This is a genomic window from Burkholderia sp. Bp8998 (assembly GCF_003854235.1).
Classification (GTDB): Bacteria; Pseudomonadota; Gammaproteobacteria; order Burkholderiales; family Burkholderiaceae; genus Burkholderia.
In genome coordinates, this window is the sequence record NZ_QTQF01000019.1 from 1 (window position 1) to 17,168 (window position 17,168).

12 protein-coding genes are annotated in these 17,168 nt (G+C 66.3%); 4 read left to right on the forward strand and 8 right to left on the reverse strand.

Features of this window, described 5'->3' with window-relative positions; all coding sequences use genetic code 11:
• Positions 1-388: 388 nt before the first annotated feature.
• Positions 389-544, reverse strand: a complete 156-nt coding sequence (locus tag DIE06_RS38340) for a hypothetical protein (RefSeq protein ID WP_185733427.1) — start codon at positions 542-544, stop codon at positions 389-391.
• A 287-nt stretch (positions 545-831) separates the two neighbouring features.
• Positions 832-1,641 (reverse strand): transporter substrate-binding domain-containing protein, encoded by an 810-nt coding sequence (locus tag DIE06_RS19485; RefSeq protein ID WP_124662754.1) that lies wholly within the window; start codon positions 1,639-1,641, stop codon positions 832-834.
• 149 nt (positions 1,642-1,790) lie between these two features.
• Between DIE06_RS19485 and hemE the strand changes: the two genes are divergently transcribed.
• From hemE to DIE06_RS19510, 4 genes are all read left to right on the forward strand, one after another.
• Entirely contained in the window at positions 1,791-2,885 is a 1,095-nt protein-coding gene (gene hemE, locus DIE06_RS19490) for a uroporphyrinogen decarboxylase (RefSeq protein WP_311767633.1), read from the forward strand.
• Between the two features lie 448 nt (positions 2,886-3,333).
• A complete protein-coding gene (locus tag DIE06_RS19500; RefSeq protein WP_124662756.1) occupies positions 3,334-5,595 on the forward strand; it encodes a primosomal protein N' in 2,262 nt (753 codons plus the stop codon).
• A gap of 376 nt (positions 5,596-5,971) precedes the next feature.
• Positions 5,972-9,904: a trifunctional transcriptional regulator/proline dehydrogenase/L-glutamate gamma-semialdehyde dehydrogenase gene (gene putA, locus DIE06_RS19505; protein ID WP_124662757.1), complete on the forward strand. Its 3,933-nt coding sequence runs from the start codon at positions 5,972-5,974 to the stop codon at positions 9,902-9,904.
• Positions 9,905-9,988: 84 nt separating this feature from the next.
• The gene (locus DIE06_RS19510; protein WP_124662758.1) at positions 9,989-11,128 is read left to right on the forward strand and encodes a branched-chain amino acid ABC transporter substrate-binding protein; all 1,140 of its coding nucleotides are present in this window, start codon (positions 9,989-9,991) and stop codon (positions 11,126-11,128) included.
• 616 nt (positions 11,129-11,744) lie between these two features.
• Here DIE06_RS19510 and DIE06_RS39040 read toward each other — a convergent pair.
• The 6 genes from DIE06_RS39040 to DIE06_RS19540 all read right to left on the reverse strand — a co-directional run bounded on the left by DIE06_RS39040 (position 11,745) and on the right by DIE06_RS19540 (position 17,097).
• On the reverse strand, positions 11,745-11,924 hold the full coding sequence (locus DIE06_RS39040) for a M35 family metallo-endopeptidase (protein WP_260433654.1): 180 nt from the start codon (positions 11,922-11,924) through the stop codon (positions 11,745-11,747).
• The gene (locus DIE06_RS19520) at positions 11,906-12,412 is read right to left on the reverse strand and encodes a hypothetical protein (RefSeq protein ID WP_260433655.1); all 507 of its coding nucleotides are present in this window, start codon (positions 12,410-12,412) and stop codon (positions 11,906-11,908) included. Before DIE06_RS19520 ends, DIE06_RS39040 begins: the two co-directional genes overlap by 19 nt.
• Before the next feature lie 4 nt (positions 12,413-12,416).
• Complete coding sequence (locus DIE06_RS19525) at positions 12,417-12,962, reverse strand: hypothetical protein (protein WP_124662759.1); 546 nt, start codon at positions 12,960-12,962, stop codon at positions 12,417-12,419.
• Between the two features lie 10 nt (positions 12,963-12,972).
• A complete protein-coding gene (locus DIE06_RS19530; protein ID WP_124662760.1) occupies positions 12,973-13,623 on the reverse strand; it encodes a PAAR domain-containing protein in 651 nt (216 codons plus the stop codon).
• 259 nt (positions 13,624-13,882) lie between these two features.
• Entirely contained in the window at positions 13,883-15,391 is a 1,509-nt protein-coding gene (locus tag DIE06_RS19535; RefSeq protein ID WP_124662761.1) for a class I adenylate-forming enzyme family protein, read from the reverse strand.
• 53 nt (positions 15,392-15,444) lie between these two features.
• Positions 15,445-17,097, reverse strand: coding sequence for an acyl-CoA dehydrogenase family protein (locus DIE06_RS19540; protein WP_124662762.1), 1,653 nt, complete (start codon positions 17,095-17,097; stop codon positions 15,445-15,447).
• Positions 17,098-17,168 lie beyond the last annotated feature (71 nt).

Consider the following 17,168-nt stretch of genomic DNA (forward strand, 5'->3'; position numbering starts at 1 on the left):
TTGCTCAGCGTCACAACCGCTGCGCTGTCGGCGGCATGAACTCATCCGCAAGGAAAAGTGAATTGTTCAGGGCCGACTACAGAAGACCGCTTGAAACGACCGGGCGGCCCGGCGGCGGGAAAAACGCGGCGGCCTGCGGGCCGTTGCGTTTTCGATGGACGAAAAAAAGCGGGCTTATTAGCCCGCTAAAAACCACACGCTACGGGGTTAGCGCGAGGAGACCAAAGATGAAACCGAATCCGGCGGGGGGCCGGAAACGACTCCAACAGGGATGCCCCTCGGAAGGGCTTCGGTACGTGACCGACTGGCTCGCAGCGCTTCGCGTCCGCTCACACTTGGCACACGAGACCGCATCCGTGTTGAAACCGTTGAGGCCATTGTGGGCGAATTAATGACCCCTCGCGGTAACAAAGTGTTTCAGGTTGTAACGCCCGCCAGATAAGGCTTCCCGGGATTTTTTGCTGTTTTCGGGGTCCTGAAAAAGGTCATATTTACTCATCTTTTCCGCAGAGTTTTCATCGGGTGCGCGCAGTGCGTTTTTCATGCGTATCGGCATCGATGAATTGCCGATTTACGCGCCGGAATGTGCATCGCACGACAGATAGCGCATATGACGATTCAATCGTCGGAAAGATTTTGAAACGTGATTGGCGTGCGCGGTAGTCGGCCATTCGGCCGGTTTTCGAGGTTTCACGCCTGCTGCCGGATGCGCCGATGTGTAACCGCGGGGCACCGGACCGCGGGCGGAATCCGCCGCCCGTATCCTGTTCGCCGACTGCAATAGCGGGGTCGGTGTGCGTAATCGGGCGCCGTTGCAGCGCACGATCGCGCTCACTTCAGCCATTTGTCGGCGATCGCCTGGTACTCGCCGGTCGACAGCGCGAGGTGCAGCCACTGGTCGACGTACTGCTGGAACACGACGTCGCCGCGCGGCACCATGTACGCCTTCTCGCCGAACTGGAATGGCTTGTCCGGGTGAACCGAGCACAAGCCCGGATTCAGCTTTTGCTGCAGCAGCGTCTCGGATGCATCCGTCACCATCACGTCCGCCTTGCCCGCGAGGATCTGCTTGAAGATCGTCACGTTGTCCGGATAGACGGTCAGGGTCGCATGCGTGAAGAACTGCTTCGCGAAGCGCTCGTTGGTGCCGCCCGGGTTCACGATCACGCGGGTCTCGGGCCGGTCGATCTGCGCGACGGTCTGGTACTTGTCCGCGTCCGCGCAGCGCACGATCGGCGTCTTGCCGTCGACCACGTACGGCTGCGTGAAGAACACGCGCTTCTGGCGCTCGAGCGTCGTCGATACGCCGCCCACCGCGATATCGCACTTCGCAACGAAGTCGGTGGTGAGGTTCGGCCAGCTCGTCTTCACGAAGTCGGCCTTCACGCCGAGCGATTTCGCGAGCGATTCGGCCATGTCGATGTCGATGCCCTCGAAGCGGGCGTCGGTCCGGTAGTACGAATACGGCTTGTAGTCGCCCGTCGTGCATACGCGCAGCGCGCCGCGTGCGAGCACGTCGTCGAGCCGTGAGCCGGCCGCGGCGGCGGTCGTAGCCGCGGTTGCCGGCGTGCCCTGCGCGTGCGCGGCAGCGCAGCAAAGCAGGGCGGCGGTGAGCGTGGCCAGCGTGGCGGATGTCTTCATCGGTCTCCTCCTTCGTTCGGTTCGATATCAGCGTCCGATCATAACGGAGCCATCGCGCGTGTCATATGGCCGCCATCGCATCGGGATACGCAGCCGTGCGGCCCCGCTCCGGTAAAATGCCGGTTTGCCTTCGCATCGTCGCTCCTACCGTGGCCCATAATCTGCTCAACGACACCTTCCTGCGTGCGCTTCTGCGCGAGCCGACCGACTACACGCCGATCTGGCTGATGCGCCAGGCCGGCCGCTACCTGCCCGAGTACAACGCGACGCGCGCGCGCGCCGGCAGCTTCCTCGGTCTCGCGAAGAATCCCGACTACGCGACCGAGGTGACGCTGCAGCCGCTCGAGCGCTTCCCGCTCGACGCCGCGATCCTGTTCTCGGACATCCTGACGATTCCCGACGCGATGGGCCTCGGCCTCGACTTCCAGGTCGGCGAAGGGCCGAAGTTCGCGCATCCGGTGCGCACCGAGGCCGACGTCGCGAAGCTCGCGGTGCCTGACATCGAGGAAACGCTCGGCTACGTGACCGGCGCGGTGCGCGAGATCCGCCGCGCGCTGACCGACGGCCAGGGCCGCCAGCGCGTGCCGCTGATCGGCTTCTCGGGCAGCCCGTGGACGCTCGCGTGCTACATGGTCGAAGGCGGCGGGTCGGACGATTTCCGCACGGTGAAGTCGATGGCATATTCGCGCCCCGACCTGATGCACCGGATCCTCGACATCAACGCGCAGGCCGTGGCCGCGTACCTGAACGCGCAGATCGAAGCCGGCGCGCAGGCCGTGATGATCTTCGATACGTGGGGCGGCGCGCTGGCGGACGGCGCGTACCAGCGCTTCTCGCTCGACTACATCCGTCGCGTGGTCGAGCAGCTCAAGCGCGAGCACGACGGCGAGCGCGTGCCGGTGATCACCTTCACGAAGGGCGGCGGGCTGTGGCTCGAGGAGATCGCGGCGACCGGCGTCGACGCGGTCGGGGTCGACTGGACGGTCAACCTCGGCGCGGCGCGCGAACGTGTCGCGGGGCGCGTCGCGCTGCAGGGCAACCTCGACCCGACGATCCTGTTTGCGCCGCCGGCCGCGGTGCGCGAGCAGGCGCGCGCGGTCCTGGACAGCTACGGCAATCATCCGGGCCACGTATTCAACCTCGGCCACGGCATCTCGCAGTTCACGTCGCCCGACCACGTCGCCGAACTCGTCGACGAAGTGCACACTCACAGCCGCAAGATCCGTAGCGGAGCGGCGGGCTGAGCGCAAGCGCTGTCATGCTGCACTGCGGGGTGACGGTGTTTCGCTGTCGGCGCTAAACAGGGCGCAACCCCGCCCCGGTTGCCGATTCATGGCTTGTCAAGACTTGACTTATGCACATTTTCCACGTTGCAGCGCGGTAGAGCCCTGTATCGGTCGAATTGTCTCGCTATGGTTGGGTAATTTGAATAGCAGCCTTATGGAATAAGGCTCCGCGGGGCGCGGCACACGGCGGCCGAAAACAGCGCAAAGCACGGCCCCGCGCGCTTTGCGGCTATTGAACGGCGAGTTCTCAACAAAGTTATCCACAGGCTGGTCAGGGTATACGGCGATTCCTAATGCGAATCCAAAACTTAGCGCCGAATCTGAAGTTTTACTTTAAGTTCGCCACCGTGACGCGGATTCGGGGGCAGGTCGTCCGTGCGCTGTGCGCTGCCGCCGGAGCCCGGTGATGGACGGTACCTACCTGCGGGTCGCCCTCGACCATCCGCTCGCCACCCTGTTCGACTACCGCTGCGACGTCCAGCCGGCGCCCGAGCCCGGCACCCTGGTGCAGGTGCCGTTCGGCAAGCGGCAGGTCGTCGGCCTCGTTTGCGAAGTGACGACTCACACCGACGTGCCGCCGTCCCGGTTGCGGGCGATCGATGCGATCTGTACCGAGTTGCCGCCGCTGGCGCCGGACTGGCTCGCGCTCGTCTCCTTCGCGGCCGACTACTATCAGCGCGGTCGCGGCGAAGTCGCGCTGCCGGCGCTGCCGCAGGCGCTGCGCGACGCGGAGCGCTGGGGGCGGCTGCTGGCGCCGGAGGTGCGTCATCGGCTGACCGAAGCCGGCCGCGCGGCGCTTCCCGATGCACTGCCTGCACGCGGGGCCGCGCTGCGGCGGCTCGCGCAGGCGCTCGCCGACACCGATTCGCTGACGTTGCCCGATGCACGCGCGTTGCATCCGAAGGCGGCGGCCACGCTCGACGACTGGGCGGCGCGCGGCTGGGTCGCGATCGAGGAGATCGGCTGGGCCGATGCGCCTGTGCCCAAAGCTGTGGATAACCTGTCGACAACCGGTGGACGAACTGTGCCGCCGGCGCTCACCGACCAGCAGGCCGAGGCGCTCGACGCAATTCGTGCCGGCCAGGGCTTCGCGCCGTTCCTGCTGCATGGCGTGACCGGGAGCGGCAAGACCGAGGTCTATCTGCATGCGCTCGCCGCGCTGCTCGATGCACGGCCCGACGCGCAGGCGCTCGTCCTCGTGCCCGAAATCAACCTGACGCCGCAGTTCGAGGCCGCGTTCCGCGCGCGTTTCGCGGGCACGCTCGCCGACGACGCGATCGTCACGCTGCACAGCGGGCTCGCCGAGGGCGAGCGTGCACGCAACTGGCTTGCCGCGCACACGGGCCGCGCGCGGATCGTGCTCGGCACGCGGCTCGCGGTGCTCGCGTCGCTGCCGACGCTCGCGCTGATCGTCGTCGACGAGGAACACGAGCCCGCGTACAAGCAGCAGGAAGGGCTGCGCTATTCGGCGCGCGATCTTGCCGTGTGGCGCGCGAAGCATCTCGGCATTCCGGTCGTGCTCGGTTCGGCGACGCCGTCGCTCGAGAGCTGGTGGCAGGCCGAGCAGGGCCGTTACACGCGGCTCACGCTGTCGCGCCGCGCGGTGGCCGACGCGACGCTGCCGACCGTGCGGCTGATCGATCTCGAAGAGGAGCGGCGGCGCGGGCGCGCGTCGATGGGCGGGCTGTCGGGGCCGCTCGTCGCAGCGCTGAAGGCGCGGCTCGAGCGCGGCGAACAGAGCCTCGTATTCCTGAACCGGCGCGGCTACGCACCACAGCTTGCGTGCGACGCGTGCGGCTGGGTCGCCGGTTGCCCGCGCTGCAGCGCCTATGTCGTGCTGCACAAGCCCGAGCACGCGCTGCGCTGCCATCACTGCGGCTGGGAGGCGCGCATTCCGCGTTCGTGCCCGGAATGCGGGAACGTCGATATCGCGCCGCTCGGGCGCGGCACGCAGCGCATCGAGGAGGCGCTCGCCGAGGCCGTGCCGGGTGCACGGATCCTGCGGATCGACGCGGACAGCACCCGCCGCAAGGGCAGTGCGCAGGCGCTGTTCTCGGACGTGCACGCCGGTGAAGTCGACATCCTGGTCGGCACGCAGATGATCGCGAAGGGGCACGACTTCCAGCGCGTGTCGCTCGTCGGCGTGCTCAATGCCGACACCGCGCTGTTCTCGCACGACTTCCGCGCGAGCGAGCGGCTGTTCGCGCAGCTGATGCAGGTGAGCGGCCGCGCGGGACGCGCCGGGCTGCCGGGCGAGGTGCTCGTGCAGACGCGATATCCGCGTCACGCGCTGTATCACGCGCTCGGCCGGCAGGATTACGTCGGCTTCGCCAACTCGACGCTCGGCGAGCGCCGCGACGCGCACCTGCCGCCGTTCGTCTACCAGGCGCTGCTGCGCGCCGAAGGGCGCACGCTCGATGCGGCGCTCGCGTTCCTGCTGCAGGCCGCGGCCGCGTTGCCGGGGCTGCCGGGCGCCGATCGCGTGACCGTGTACGACGCGGTGCCGATGACGATCGTGAAGGTCGCGAACGTGCACCGCGCGCAGCTGCTGCTCGAAAGCGCGTCGCGGGCCGCGCTGCAGCATGCGCTGCGCGCGTGGCAGCCGGAACTGCGCGCGCTGAAGGGCGTGCTCCGGTGGAGCGTCGAGGTCGATCCGCTGGATATCTGAACGGCGCGGCGGCAGGCGCCGTGCCGCTTCCCGGCACCGAACCCGCCGAACCCGCCGCGTGCGATCCCGTTACCGCCCCTCTTTCCACGCCTGTCTGCGGGACCCGCCGGCCGGCCCAGTGCAACCCGTTTTTCCCGTCCGCCGTGCGCACCGCGGGTTGCCCACGCGCGCAAACTCGCCCTCGCTCAGGGAAAACACCGATCCACCGACCACGGGCAACCCCTAGGTTGCAACCTTCTAAGTGGCTGATTATATTGAGTAACTTATGGGTGCAACCAATCTCTTAATTCGGTTGCACCTTTTTATTGCGTGCCGTAGGATTTCGCGCATCCTCTCACACCACATTGCCGGGCTCGCACCGGCGCACGAACCCACCATGGCAAGCACGACTCTCGGCGTCAAAGTCGACGACCTTCTCCGCTCGCGCCTGAAAGACGCGGCAGCGCGACTCGAGCGCACTCCCCACTGGCTGATCAAGCAGGCGATCTTCGCGTATCTCGAGCGGATCGAGCACGGCCAGCTGCCGCCCGAGCTGTCGGGCAGCAGCGGCGTGACGGAGCTCGCCGACGGTCAGGCGACGGACGGCGATGACGACAACTCGCCGCATCCGTTCCTCGAGTTCGCACAGAACGTGCAGCCGCAATCGGTGCTGCGCGCGGCGATCACGGCCGCGTATCGCCGTCCCGAGCCGGAATGCGTGCCGTTCCTGCTGGGCCAGGCGCGCTTGCCGGCGAACCTGCAGGCCGACGTGCAGACGCTCGCGACGGCGCTGGTCGAGGCGCTGCGCGAGAAGAGTTCGGGCGGCGGCGTCGAAGGGCTGATCCACGAATTCTCGCTGTCGAGCCAGGAAGGCGTCGCGCTGATGTGCCTGGCCGAAGCGCTGCTGCGCATTCCCGATCGCGCGACGCGCGATGCGCTGATCCGCGACAAGATCAGCAAGGGTGACTGGCGCTCGCACGTCGGCCACGCGCCGTCGCTGTTCGTGAACGCGGCGACCTGGGGGCTGATGATCACCGGCAAGCTCGTGACGACCAACAGCGAAGCGGGCCTGTCGTCGGCACTCACGCGCCTGATCGGCCGCGGCGGCGAGCCGCTGATCCGCAAGGGCGTCGACATGGCGATGCGCCTGATGGGCGAGCAGTTCGTCACCGGCGAGACGATTTCCGAAGCGCTGGCCAACAGCCGCAAGTACGAAGCGCGCGGCTTCCGCTACTCGTACGACATGCTCGGCGAAGCGGCGACGACCGAAGAGGACGCGCAGCGTTACTACGCATCGTACGAACAGGCGATCCACGCGATCGGCAAGGCGGCCGGCGGCCGCGGCATCTACGAAGGCCCGGGCATCTCGATCAAGCTGTCGGCGCTGCACGCCCGCTACTCGCGCTCGCAGCAGGACCGCACGATGAGCGAGCTGCTGCCGCGCGTGCGCTCGCTCGCGCTGCTCGCGCGCCGCTACGACATCGGCCTGAACATCGACGCGGAAGAAGCCGACCGTCTCGAACTGTCGCTCGACCTGCTCGAGGCGCTGTGCTTCGATCCGGAACTCGCTGGCTGGAACGGCATCGGCTTCGTCGTGCAGGGCTACCAGAAGCGCTGCCCGTTCGTGATCGACTACCTGATCGACCTCGCGCGCCGCAGCCGTCACCGCCTGATGATCCGCCTGGTCAAGGGCGCGTACTGGGATACCGAAATCAAGCGTGCGCAGGTCGATGGCCTCGAAGGCTATCCGGTCTACACGCGCAAGATCTACACGGACGTGTCGTACCTCGCGTGCGCGAAGAAACTGCTCGCGGCACCGGATGCCGTCTACCCGCAGTTCGCGACGCACAACGCGTACACGCTGGCCGCGATCTATCATCTGGCCGGCCAGAACTACTACCCGGGCCAGTATGAATTCCAGTGCCTGCACGGGATGGGCGAGCCGCTGTACGAGGAAGTCACGGGCCGCGACAAGCTGAACCGCCCGTGCCGCGTGTACGCGCCGGTCGGCACGCATGAAACGCTGCTCGCGTACCTCGTGCGCCGTCTGCTGGAGAACGGCGCGAACACGTCGTTCGTCAACCGCATCGCCGACAAGACGGTTTCGGTGAAGGAACTGGTCGCCGATCCGGTCGACGAGGCGTCGAAGGTCGTGCCGCTCGGCGCACCGCACGCGAAGATCCCGCTGCCGCGCCACCTGTACGGCGACGAGCGTCCCAACTCGATGGGTCTCGACCTGTCGAACGAACACCGTCTCGCATCGCTGTCGTCCGCGCTGCTCGCGAGCGCGCACCATCCGTGGCGCGCGGCGCCGATGCTCGCCGACGACGCGCTCGCCGACGCCCCGGCGCGCGACGTGCGCAACCCGGCCGACCAGCGCGACCTGGTCGGCACGGTGAGCGAGGCGACGGCCGAACACGTGAGCGCGGCGCTCGCGCACGCGGTGGCTGCCGCGCCGATCTGGCAGGCGACGCCGGTCGATGCGCGCGCCGACTGCCTGGTGCGCGCGGCCGACCTGCTCGAAGCGCAGATGCACACGCTGATGGGCCTGATCGTGCGCGAAGCCGGCAAGTCGTTGCCGAACGCGATCGCCGAAATCCGCGAAGCCGTCGACTTCCTGCGCTACTACGCGGCGCAGATCCGCGACGAATTCTCGAACGACACGCACCGTCCGCTCGGCCCCGTGGTCTGTATCAGCCCGTGGAACTTCCCGCTCGCGATCTTCATGGGCCAGGTGGCCGCCGCGCTCGCAGCCGGCAACACGGTGCTCGCGAAGCCGGCCGAACAGACGCCGCTGATCGCCGCGCAAGCCGTGCGCCTGCTGCGCGAGGCCGGCGTGCCGGCCGGCGCGGTGCAGCTGCTGCCGGGCACCGGCGAGACCGTCGGCGCGGCGCTGGTCGCCGATCCGCGCACGCGCGCGGTGATGTTCACCGGCTCGACCGAAGTCGCGCGCCTGATCAACAAGACGCTGTCCGCGCGCCTCGATCCGGACGGCAAGCCGATTCCGCTGATCGCCGAAACGGGCGGCCAGAACGCGATGATCGTCGACTCGTCGGCGCTCGCGGAGCAGGTCATCGCGGACGTGATGCAGTCGTCGTTCGACTCGGCCGGTCAACGGTGTTCGGCGCTGCGCGTTCTGTGTCTGCAGGACGATGTCGCGGACCGCACGCTGACGATGCTGAAGGGCGCGATGCACGAGCTGGCGCTCGGCAACCCGGACCGGCTGTCGACCGACGTCGGCCCGGTGATCGACGGCGAAGCGAAGCAGACGATCGACACGCACGTCGCGACGATGAAGGAGAAGGGCCATACGGTCACGCAACTGACGTCGCCGGAAGCCTGCGCGCACGGTACGTTCGTGCCGCCGACGCTGATCGAGATCGGCAGCATCGACGAGCTGAAGCGTGAAGTGTTCGGCCCGGTGCTGCACGTCGTGCGCTATCGCCGCAGCCAGCTCGACAAGCTGCTCGAGCAGATCCGCGCGACGGGTTACGGCCTGACGCTCGGCATCCACACGCGGATCGACGAGACGATCGCGCACGTGATCTCGAACGCGCACGTCGGCAACATCTACGTGAACCGCAACGTGATCGGCGCGGTGGTCGGCGTGCAGCCGTTCGGCGGCGAAGGACTGTCGGGCACGGGCCCGAAGGCCGGCGGCGCGCTGTACCTGCAGCGCCTGCTCGCGACGCGTCCATCGGGCCTGCCGCGTTCGCTCGCGCAGACGCTGATCGCGGACGGCGCGGTCGATGGTGAACAGCGCGGCAACCCGGCGGCGGCGCTCATCGCGCTGCGCGACTGGCTGATCGAGCAGCGCGAGCCGGCACTGGCCGCACGCTGCGACGGTTATCTGGCGCAGGTGCCAGCCGGCGCGACCGCGGTGCTGACCGGGCCGACGGGCGAGCGAAACACGTATACACTCGGCCCGCGCGGCACGGTGCTGTGTGTCGCGGCAACGCCGGGCGGCGCGCGCGCGCAGTTCGCGGCGGTGCTGGCGACGGGCAACCGCGCGCTGTTCGCCGGTGCGGCGGGCGAGGCGCTGGTGGCCGCGCTGCCCGCGGCGCTGAAGGCGCATGCGACCGTGCGCAAGCAGGCCGATGCGCCGTTCGACGCGGTGCTGTTCGAAGGCGACAGCGACGAACTGCAGACGCTCGTGAAGGACGTCGCGCAGCGGCCGGGCCCGATCGTGTCGGTGCAGGGCGTGTCGGCAGGCGCGTTCGAGAACGGCGATGCGGACGACTATGCGCTCGAGCGCCTGCTGACCGAGCGCTCGGTCAGCGTGAACACGGCCGCGGCGGGCGGCAACGCGAATTTGATGACGATCGGCTGACCATCCTTGCCGTTCGGATCAAACAAAGGAAGCGGCTAGGCGATCCCGAAGCCGCTCCATTTACCCTGGTACCAAGGAGATGCTATGCAACACACGATGAAAAAGCTGGCAGGCGCGACGTTCGTCGCTGTCATGTCGCTGGCGGGGACGGCTCATGCGGACGACGTGAAGATCGGTTACGCAGGGCCGATGACGGGCGCCCAGGCTCACTACGGCAAGGATATGCAGAACGGGATCGCGCTCGCGCTGGAAGACTTCAACGCGACCAACCCGAAGATCGGCGGCAAGCCGGTGAAGTTCGTGCTCGAGACGCAGGACGACCAGGCTGACCCGCGCACCGGCACGACGGTCGCGCAGAAGCTCGTCGACGACGGCATCAAGGGCATGCTCGGCCACTTCAACTCGGGCACGACGATTCCCGCTTCGCGCATCTACGCGAACGCCGGCATTCCGGAAATCGCGATGGCGACGGCACCGGAATACACGCAGCAGGGTTACAAGACGACCTTCCGCATGATGACGTCCGACACGCAGCAGGGCTCGGTGGCGGGCACCTTCGCGTCGAAGGATCTCGGCATGAAGAAGATCGCGATCGTCGACGACCGCACGGCCTACGGCCAGGGTCTCGCCGACCAGTTCGAGAAGGCCGCGAAGGCCGGCGGCGCGACGATCGTCGACCGTGAGTTCACGAACGACAAGGCCGTCGACTTCAAGGCGATCCTGACCAAGCTGAAGGCGGCGAAGCCGGATCTCGTCTACTACGGCGGCGCGGATTCGCAGGCAGCACCGATGGTCAAGCAGATGAAGACGCTCGGCATCACCGCACCGCTGATGAGCGGCGAAATGGTGAAGACGCCGACGTTCCTGAAGATCGCGGGCAACGCGGCCGACGGCACGATCGCATCGCTGGCAGGCCTCCCGCTGGAAGAAATGCCGGGCGGCAAGACCTACGCCGACAAGTACAAGAAGCGCTTCGGCGAAGACGTGCAGACCTACTCGCCGTACGCGTACGACGGCGCGATGGCGATGCTCAACGCGATGAAGAAGGCCGATTCGACCGATCCGGCGAAGTACCTGCCGGTGCTCGCGAAGACCGACATGGCCGGCGTCACGTCGTCGCACGTCGCGTACGACGCGAAGGGCGACCTGAAGAACGGCGGCATCACGATGTACAAGGTCGAGAAGGGCGAGTGGAAGCCGCTGAAGAGCATCGGCGGGAAGTAAGCAGTCAGTCTTGACGTGGGGAGCGGGCGGCGGCACAACGTTGCCGTCTCGCGCCTCGTGCGGAAAAGCCTCCAGTCCCGTCGGGGCCGGTGGCTTTTTCTTTGGGGGTACGCAGGCGGCAGGACATAGGGGGCTGGCTTGCAGGCGGTGGTGCAGGCGGGTCGCCGCATGCGTACGTGCCACCGCATCGCCGTGATCGGCGGCAGTATGACGTTAATTGCCGTCGCAGCACTTGTTAGGGCAATCGGGCAGGAAGGAAATTTCCACACGCCGCCCATTGTCCACGTCGCCATGCGAATAGACGCGAGCGCTCTTCTTGATGGTCCCGCGTAAAAAACCTAGTTCCTCCAACAGCGCATACGCGGTTTGCAATCTCGATTGCGCAAGGGCCAGTGCTCCCGGTTCACTTTCCTCGGCATGGCCGCTGATCAGTGTCGTTTCTTTGGTTAGGTGATTTGCATAATTGAGTTTTTAGTCGGCTACCCATTTTGCAATGCGGACGATCTCCGAATTCGATATGTGCGAGCTATCTCTCGAAAAGTAGACGTCGAAGTTCTCGCTGGCGATGCATGCGAATACCGGATTGGAGGTGAGGAGACTTAGGCCAAGAATAAACTTAAGCATTGTAAATGACGTATCCTGCAATACTGTCGGCATTGTTGATTGCTTGATTCGGATTTTCGGCTCCAAACGTCAAACACTCCTCCATGAAGTATCTGTGATCCTTGGTTCCCATTGTGTCATCGAAATGACTCACCTCATGAATCAGAGTGGAAACTACGGAATCTTTTCCCATGAGAAGTCTCGCATTGTACAAAAATCGGGATGTATTGCGATCGTATGAGTTAGGGTATCCGGCGAACACACTGATGCAGCGACTCCCGATTTGTTCGGATTTGGAACGCATCCAATATGTCTGAATCGCTCGCTATCCCATCGCGTGAAATTGTAGCCTGTGAGTGCCTTTAGTACTCGAGCGATTGCAGTCAGGCCTGTTAATGGCGTTATGCGGGTGCCTTCATCGGTTCTGCCGAACCACTGTAATACGCGTGCCTTGTCAGCGTTCGACCAGCGCTGCAAATCCTCGATTCTTTTGTCGACGAGAGAAATGGCTCGATCGCGCTTACTCAATACCATTTCCCGGAATTCCTTGTTTGTCATGTTGTGACATATTTTTTCGGTATTGATTGTTACTTCCACCATCGACCCCGGATTGGTGTTGGTGACTGCACCTGAGTGTACGAGGAACCACTCTCCGCCGTCATTCACATCAAAATTTTTCATTGCTTCAATGTTCCGTCGTATAGATTTTCAGAGTTGCAGAGTCGTCGGTGGCGATCCGATGTGTTTGCCCGGCCGTGTCCGTGGTGCCCGTGAAAATCTGGCCAGTGTCGGTAACGATTCGGTAGCGGATGTTCGCGAGCGGGCGGCGGGAGTCATCGAGCAAGGTGAATTGCTCGTCGTGTACGGCAGCCGATCGAGCAAATGACCGCACGGCTGCATCAGATTTGCGCCCATTCAGCGCCGCAGTCTCTCCAGCAGTAAAAATCATCCGCATGCCGCGCTCAGCATAGAAGATCGGCGGCGGGTTGCATCCGCAGACATTGATATCCCCGCTCAATGCCCACTGTTTGCCGTTCGGGCCGGTACCGGGCCAGCGCGGCCCTTGCGGTGCGATGTACCCTTCACGCTTGCAGGCCGTACAGTAGGTCTTCATATCGAGCGTGGCGATATGGACCCTCGGCGGAGGATTGGAACAGGTCACGGTGTCGAGGCCTTCGACAATCACCGCTTCCCCGGCGCGGTCGCCTTTGGCAAGAAAGTAGCGGATCATGGGCGCTACCTCAGTGGGGCATGGACGAGCGGGTGACGACGCTAAATACAACTGACGACGCTACGCCTTGTCGCTCGGGGCTATCGGTGATCGTGTCGCCGTTATCGAGTCCGCTGCCAACGAATGCGAGCGGCGCGAAGTCGGGCCCGTCGGCCAAACCCAGACCGCTCGTCACGCGCGCGGTTGAACCGTCCGGATAGTGGATCAGGTCACCCACCGTGGCAGCCTTTCCCAGGTGCGGCGCTACTTCCCACGTCCCGGAAGGCTCGCGCAATACACCACCGCGCGCTGTTGTCGCGCCACGTACCGCCAGTCTGTAGGCGGGCGGCGGCACATAGGTCGGATCGAACAGGCCCGCAACGCGTTGCCCATCCGCCACGTGAATGCCCCATGAACTGCGCAGCGTTTCGGTAATGCGGTCGCCGTTGCTCAACCGGCTGCCCACCAATGCGAATGGCTTGCCTCCGCTATGGTTGTTTCCCGCGCCGTCGATAATCGCGGCCTCGCTGCCGTCGTCATAGGTCACTACATCGCCGACGCAGGCGACTTCCAATCCAGCCAAGGTCAGGCCGCTGGTTGCGGTGGTGACACGTCCACCGCGTTCCGTGAGCGCGCCAACGGTGGCGAAAAGATGGGTCGGTGCTTTGAGTTCGTTTTTCATCCGGCTTCCCTGTTTCAGTAAATGAAACGGCTGCCTAGAGACGCTATTCCAGATAAGAAACGTCGATCAATCGGACGAATATGATTCAGTACGGGTAACTTCTATTACTTGTTCCGTTCCACTGGTTGCATTGACCGCGCGTGCGCGAATGCGTTAGGTCAGATGTCGCGGATAGGCAATGGTGCCGTATTCCGCTTTTGGGTTCGCAAGAGGGATATGAGTGTGCGAGCTACCAGTGCGCCGGCTCAATCGCGGATACTTAGTCTCTGCGCATGCGCAACAGGAACTTCTGCAGCTTGCCGGTCGGCGTGCGCGGCAGCGTTTCCGCGAACACGAATTCGCGCGGGATCTTGTACGCGGCGAGCCGCTCGCCGCAGAATGCGCGCAGCGCATCCGCATCGCGCGCTGCGCCCGCGCGCAGCACGACATGCGCGACGACCGTCTCGCCCCAGTCCGGATGCGGCACGCCGACGACGGCCGCTTCCGCGATGCCCGGATGCGCACCGAGCACGTCCTCCACTTCCTTCGAATAGACGTTCTCGCCGCCCGTCACGATCATGTCCTTCAGCCGGTCGACGATGAACAGGTAGCCATCCTGATCGATTCGCGCGATGTCGCCGGTGCGGTACCAGCCGTCCGGCGCGAACGCGGCGCGTGTCGCGGCCGCGTCGTCGAGATAGCCGAGCATCATGCTGTCGGCCTTCAGCCAGATCTCGCCGATGTCGCCCGGTTGCGCGTCGACACCGTCGAGCCGCACGACCCGCAGGTCGACGCCGGGGCCGCCCTGGCGGCCGATCGAGCCGGCCTTCGCGATCTGCTCGTCCGGATACAGCGTGGTGCCGGCCGGCCCCGTTTCCGTCATTCCATACACCTGGAAGAACGCGGTGCTGCGATACGCACGCATGAGCCGTTCGGCCTGCGCGGTGCCGATCGGGCCGCCGCCGTACAGCCACGCACGCACGGTCGACAGGTCGAACGCGGCGAAGCCGTCGATCGTGTCGAGCGGCAGCGTGTACGACACCGGCGCGCCGAAATACAGCGTCACGCGTTCGCGCTCGACGGCCTGCAGGAAGCGCAGCGGATGGTATTCGCGCAGCAGCACGACGGTGCCGCCCGCGTACAGCGTGCCGCCGAACCAGTTGTTCAGCGGCGACGAATGCCAGATCGGCATCGCCATCAGTGTGCGCTCGTTGCGGCCGATGCCGGTCGCGAGCGCCGCCTGCATCGCTGCGAGCGTCACGGTGCGGTGGCTGTGCACGCAGCCTTTCGGGCGGCCGGTCGTGCCGGACGTGTAGAGGATCTGCGCGACGTCGCCGTCGGCCGGCTCGATACCCGCGACGCCGTCCATCGCCGCGCGCATCGCGTCGAAGTTCGGCACACCGGCGGCGTGGCCTTCGGTGACGAGCCGCCGCACCGGATGGATCACGCGCGTCAGCACCGACGCGAGCGCTGCGTCGAACAGGAGGACCTTGCTGCCGCTGTGCTCGAGCACGTAGTCGACTTCCGGCGCCTGCAGCTTGTGGTTGATCGGCACGAACGCGGCGCCGATCCGCCACGCGCCGAACATCAGATCGACGAACGCGGGCGTGTTCAGGCACATCGCGGCGACGCGGTCGCCGGCCGCGACGCCGAGCGCACTCAGCACGGCCGCCGCGCGGTGCGAGCGCTCGCGCGCGGCGGCGTAGGTGATCGTCGTGTCGTCATGGATCAGGAACGGTTTGTCGGGCGTCGCGCGGGCGGCGCGGTCGAGGGCGGCGACGAGGTTCATCGGGGGCTCCGGGCTGGGCGGGCGAAGCGAGTGAGCAACCGGCCGGCCGGGCGTCAGGCCGGGTACGCGCGCTGCAGCAGCGCGGCGACGTCGAGCGCGCGCGGATCGAAACCGCCCGCGATGCGGCCCCAGTCGGGCGCGGCGAGCCGCGTCGCGACGAACGCGTCGGCGACGAACGCGGGCGCGTCGCGCCGCAGCAGGCACGCCTGCGCGACGAGCGCGAGCCGCTGCGCGAACACGCGGGCCGACGCCTCGAGCGTGTCGGCGGGCGCCGCGAGCATCGCGCGCAGCGCGTCGAGCGCCGCGCGGATGCGTGGTTCGCCTGCGCCGAAGTCAGCGAGTTCGGCGAACAGCGCGGCAGCCGCGTCGGGCTCGCGCGACACCGCGCGCAGCACGTCGAGGCACATCACGTTGCCGGAGCCTTCCCAGATCGAGTTGACTGGCGCTTCGCGGAACAGCCGCGCGATCGGACCGTCGTCGACGTAGCCGTTGCCGCCGAACACTTCCATGATCTCGCCGGTCAGCTCGACCGCGCGCTTGCAGACCCAGAACTTCGCGGCGGGCGTGACGATCCGCTTCCACGCGCGTTCGCGCGGCGAGTCGTCGCGTTCGAACGCGTCGGCGAGGCGCATCGCGAGCGCGAGCGCGGCCTCGCTTTCGAGCGCGAGATCGGCGAGCACGGTGCGCATCAGCGGCTGCTCGGCAAGCGCGCGGCCGAACGCATGGCGCTGGCGCGTGTACGCGATCGCCTGCACGACGCCCTGGCGCAGCATCGCCGCGCTGCCGAGCACGCAGCTCAGTCGCGTGTAGGTGGCCATCTCGATGATGGTCGGAATCCCGCGGCCTTCGTCGCCGAGCATGATCCCCCATGCGTCGTTCAGCTCGATCTCGCTGCTCGAGTTGCTGCGGTTGCCGACCTTTTCCTTCAGCCGCTGGATCTCGACCGCGTTCTTCGTGCCGTCGGGCCGCCAGCGCGGCACGTAGAAGCACGACGGGCTGCCGGCTTCGGTGTGCGCGACGACCAGGTGCGCGTCGCACATCGGCGCGGAGAAGAACCACTTGTGGCCGCGCAGCCGGTATTCGCCGCCGCGCCCGCCCGCGCCGACCGCGGTCGCCAGCGTCGTGTTCGCGCGCACGTCGGAGCCGCCCTGTTTCTCGGTCATCCCCATGCCGAACCAGATCGAGCGCTTGTCGGCGACCGGCACGTCGCGCGGATCGTAATCGTCGCTGTACAGCTTGTCGCGCAGCAGGCCCCACAGTGCGGGCTCCTTCTGCAGCACCGGAATCGCGGCCTGCGTCATCGTCGCCGGGCACAGCGTGCCGGCCTCGATCTGGCCGTGCAGGTAGAAGCCGGCCGCGTTCGCGGCCCAGCGGCCGGGGCGCGTGTCGCGGAACGCGAGCGACACGAAGCCCTCGTTGCGGTACATGCCGAGCAGCGTGTGCCACGCCGGATGGAAGTCGACGCGGTCGATGCGCCGGCCGCGCCGGTCGAACGCGTTCAGTTCCGGCGCGTGGCGGTTCGCCTCGTCGGCGAGTTGCGCGGTGTCGGCGCTGCCGAGCCGCGCGCCGTACGCGTCGAGCCGCGGCACGGCCCAGTCGGCGCCCGCGCGGGCGAGTGCCTCGCGCAGCGCGACGTCGGTGGCGAAGAGGTTATAGTCGACCAGTTCGTCGAACTGGTTCGTGACGGCATGGGTCGATTCGGTCATCGGGCTGTCTCCGGTCTCGTGCGTCGCGGTCTGCCGGTCAAACGCGTTTCCGCTGAATTTCAGAGTAGCAA

Coding starts and splice junctions, on each gene's coding strand:
- DIE06_RS38340 (WP_185733427.1), bottom strand. CDS start 544: ATGAAAAACGCACTGCGCGCACCCGATGAAAACTCTGCGGAAAAGATG.
- DIE06_RS19485 (WP_124662754.1), bottom strand. CDS start 1,641: ATGAAGACATCCGCCACGCTGGCCACGCTCACCGCCGCCCTGCTTTGC.
- DIE06_RS19500 (WP_124662756.1), top strand. CDS start 3,334: ATGGACGGTACCTACCTGCGGGTCGCCCTCGACCATCCGCTCGCCACC.
- putA (WP_124662757.1), top strand. CDS start 5,972: ATGGCAAGCACGACTCTCGGCGTCAAAGTCGACGACCTTCTCCGCTCG.
- DIE06_RS19510 (WP_124662758.1), top strand. CDS start 9,989: ATGCAACACACGATGAAAAAGCTGGCAGGCGCGACGTTCGTCGCTGTC.
- DIE06_RS39040 (WP_260433654.1), bottom strand. CDS start 11,924: ATGGGAAAAGATTCCGTAGTTTCCACTCTGATTCATGAGGTGAGTCAT.
- DIE06_RS19520 (WP_260433655.1), bottom strand. CDS start 12,412: ATGAAAAATTTTGATGTGAATGACGGCGGAGAGTGGTTCCTCGTACAC.
- DIE06_RS19525 (WP_124662759.1), bottom strand. CDS start 12,962: ATGATCCGCTACTTTCTTGCCAAAGGCGACCGCGCCGGGGAAGCGGTG.
- DIE06_RS19530 (WP_124662760.1), bottom strand. CDS start 13,623: ATGAAAAACGAACTCAAAGCACCGACCCATCTTTTCGCCACCGTTGGC.
- DIE06_RS19535 (WP_124662761.1), bottom strand. CDS start 15,391: ATGAACCTCGTCGCCGCCCTCGACCGCGCCGCCCGCGCGACGCCCGAC.
- DIE06_RS19540 (WP_124662762.1), bottom strand. CDS start 17,097: ATGACCGAATCGACCCATGCCGTCACGAACCAGTTCGACGAACTGGTC.